Source organism: Parvibaculum sp. (assembly GCF_035511255.1).
Taxonomy (GTDB): domain Bacteria; phylum Pseudomonadota; class Alphaproteobacteria; order Parvibaculales; family Parvibaculaceae; genus Parvibaculum.
In genome coordinates this window covers 1-3,294 of record NZ_DATKFR010000505.1, presented here as the reverse complement: position 1 = coordinate 3,294, position 3,294 = coordinate 1, and the positions used below count along the sequence as shown (strand labels likewise).

Here is a 3,294-nt window from a genome sequence, read left to right as displayed (position 1 = left end):
TTTCTCCCCCGAGTTCAATTCATGACGGATCGAAATGCCGTCACCGGTTAGCCACAGGGAGCAATCTGCCTGTATCCGCCGTCCGGTTTGCGGCACTCCCTTCCGCGAAACATGGCCGCTCCGGATGGACGGCGCACACCTGCGCCGCGGGGCGACTGCGCGCCGAGTTTTTTCGTTTCTCCTTAAGATGACGACCGGTTCTACGCAAATTTCCGGGAAGCGGGGCGCTTCATGGCATTGCTTTACGACGCGCCCTGTTTCGCGCCGTCAGAAGATCGCGATAGAAGGCCTCGACGTCGGCCACGCGTGCATCCGGCGCATAGAGTGTCATGTCGTAACGCGGGGCGACGCCACGCAACCGGTAAGCGCGTTCCAGCGCGGCGACCAACTCGTCGGGGTTCGTGGTGTCGATGGCGTCGATCTCGGGATTCGTGGCGGCAATGTCGGCAAGGCCGTGGCTGTTGTGGACGATCAGCCGGCAACCGGCGCGCATCGCCTCGATGGCGACGAGCCCAAAAGGTTCTTCGCGCGACGGAACGACGAGACAATCCATCACCGCATAAAGATCGAGCGCATCCGGCCTGTGACCCAGATAGCGTATGCGCGGATCGTCGGCACTGAAGCCGGCATGCCTCCCGACTTCGGGGCCTGCCCCGACGATAAGAAAACGCGCATCGGGACGATTCCATTTCAGAAAGGCCTCGAGCGCGGTCGCGAGCTTCTTGCGCGGCGATGGACGGCCGACAAAGCCGAAGACGAAATCATCGGGACCAAATCCACACTCTGCACGCAGCGCGGCAACCCGCTCGAGCGAAGGCTTCCTGAATTCCGAAACCCAGTTGGGGATGACGCGCGCCTCGACACGGCCCCGCCGCGACGGGAGCAGCGTCTTCTGCCATTCCGAAATGAGGCTCACGCCGTCGAGCCCGACGGTTTCGACAGGCCTGCCCATGTGCCAGGTCGCGACCCGTTTGATCGAACCCGGCAGGAATTTCGCGTAGCCGACGGCGCGCCCCAGATGGCCGTGATAGACGGACGCCTTCGCTCTGAGCACTTCAAGGACCACGCGCGGCATCCGCAGGAATTTTGGAACCCTCCGGACCTGAACCCGGGGCGAAATGTAGGAAAGAATTGACCGGTTCGGATCCTTGTCGCAATCATCCGCCACGAGAAGCAGGACGTCGTGCTTCTCGGCCAGCCCGTTGCAGAGTTCCGCAGCGATCCGTTCCGACCCCGCAAAACCGGCCGTGAAAATGGCCTGTACTATCTTCAAGCGGTCCCCCGCCATGTGCCCCCCGGCTATGTCGTTTCGCGTTCCAGATTAAGGGAAATCACGGCGGAGCGCGCCAGTCGTGAAGCGCCATTTTGGCGCACCCCCGCCTTTTACGGCGTTAGCACTTGCAATATTTCTGGAATGCCTCTAATTAGCATCTATCAGTTTGGAGCGATTCCAAAGACCTCCCGTTTCAAGGATCAAGGAGCCAGTTTATGAGCGTACTCGTCGGCAAGCCCGCCCCCGATTTCACCGCAGCCGCGGTTCTCGCCAGTGGCGACATTGTCGAGGACTTCAATCTGAAGTCCCATCTCAAAGGCAGCTACGGCCTCGTCTTCTTCTATCCGCTCGACTTCACCTTCGTCTGCCCCTCGGAAATCCTCGCCTATTCGAACCGCGTGCCGCAGTTCAAGGAGCGCAACGTCAAGGTCGTCGCGGTCAGCGTCGACAGCCAGTACACGCATAGCGCCTGGCGCAACACGGCGCCCAAGGATGGCGGCCTCGGCCCGGTGCAGTTCCCGATGGTGGCCGACATCACGAAGTCGATCGCGCGCGATTATGACGTGCTGATCGAGGATGCCGGCGTCGCGCTGCGCGGCACCTTCCTCATCGACAAGGACGGCATCGTCCGCCACCAGCTCGTCAACGACCTGCCGCTCGGCCGCAACGCCGACGAGGCGCTGCGCATGGTCGATGCGCTGCAATTCCACGAGGAAAACGGCGAAGTCTGCCCGGCCGGCTGGCAGAAGGGCCAGGAAGGCATGCAGGCGGACGCCAAGGGCGTTGCCAAGTATCTCGGCAGCCACGCCGAAGCGCTCTAAGCGCGCCTAGCCGCACTTTCGGACGGGCCGCTCCCTCCCTATATTATGGGGCGGCCCGCCTTCTTCCCGAATGTCCCCAGCCGCGAGCCAACGGAACCATCATGTCCGACACGAAGCACTCCAGGGTCCTCATCATCGGCGGCGGCGCTGCCGGCTATACGGCCGCGATCTATGCCGCGCGCGCCATGCTCAAGCCGACGCTCGTGCAGGGCATCCAGCCGGGCGGCCAGCTCACCATCACCACCGAAGTCGAGAATTATCCGGGTTTCGCCGAGGCCATTCAGGGCCCCTGGCTGATGGAGCAGATGGAGGCGCAGGCGCGCCACATGGGCACCGACATCGTCGGCGACACGATCGTCCATGCCGATCTCTCGAAACGCCCGTTCCGCTTCGTCGGCGACAGCGGCACGACCTACACGTCGGACGCGGTCATCATCGCGACGGGCGCGCAGGCGAAGTGGCTCGGTATTCCGTCGGAACAGCATTTCCAGGGCTTCGGCGTTTCGGCCTGCGCCACCTGCGACGGCTTCTTCTATCGCGGCAAGGAAGTGCTTCTGGTCGGCGGCGGCAATACGGCCGTCGAGGAAGCACTTTTCCTCACCAATTTCGCCTCGAAGGTCACGGTCATTCATCGCCGCAATTCCTTCCGCGCCGAGAAGATCATGCAGGAGCGCCTGTTCAAGAATCCGAAGATCGAGGTGATCTGGGATTCGGTCATCGATGAAGTCGTCGGCGACAGCGAGCCGCGCGGCGTCACGGGCGCAAAGGTCACGAACGTCAAGACGGGCGAGACGCGCGTCATTCCGGCGCATGGCATTTTCGTCGCCATCGGCCACAAGCCGGCGACCGAGCTTTTCGTCGACCAGCTCGACATGAAGCCCGGCGGCTACCTGAAGACGGTGCCCGGCGGCACGGCGACCAATATTCCCGGCGTCTTCGCGGCGGGCGACGTTTCGGACGACATCTATCGCCAGGCGGTGACGGCGGCCGGCATGGGCTGCATGGCCGCGCTCGAGACCGAGCGCTTCCTCGCGGCGGAAGACGCCGGCCACGCGCAGGCGGCAGAGTGACATTTCCATAGGAAATGTCATCCCGGCCTTGTGCCGGGATCCAGAGCGACAGGCGTTGAGCAAGCGGCCCCTGGGTCCCGGCACAAGGCCGGGATGACATCAGAGGGTCAGGAAAGCCCCAACAATTCCA

Annotated in this window: 3 protein-coding genes; 2 read left to right on the top strand and 1 reads right to left on the bottom strand. The window is 63.1% G+C overall.

The annotated features are described in order from the left end of the window. Positions 1 to 229: 229 nt before the first annotated feature. The gene (locus tag VMR03_RS18650) at positions 230 to 1,273 is read right to left on the bottom strand and encodes a glycosyltransferase family 4 protein (protein ID WP_325407925.1); all 1,044 of its coding nucleotides are present in this window, start codon (positions 1,271 to 1,273) and stop codon (positions 230 to 232) included. Positions 1,274 to 1,488: 215 nt separating this feature from the next. On the opposite strand from VMR03_RS18650, the gene VMR03_RS18645 reads away from it, so the two are divergent. Together VMR03_RS18645 and trxB are read left to right on the top strand one after the other, a co-directional pair. Continuing rightward, positions 1,489 to 2,094, top strand: a complete 606-nt coding sequence (locus tag VMR03_RS18645) for a peroxiredoxin (RefSeq protein WP_325407923.1) — start codon at positions 1,489 to 1,491, stop codon at positions 2,092 to 2,094. Between the two features lie 101 nt (positions 2,095 to 2,195). Next, the gene (trxB, locus tag VMR03_RS18640; RefSeq protein ID WP_325407921.1) at positions 2,196 to 3,164 is read left to right on the top strand and encodes a thioredoxin-disulfide reductase; all 969 of its coding nucleotides are present in this window, start codon (positions 2,196 to 2,198) and stop codon (positions 3,162 to 3,164) included. The last annotated feature ends 130 nt before the right edge of the window (positions 3,165 to 3,294 follow it).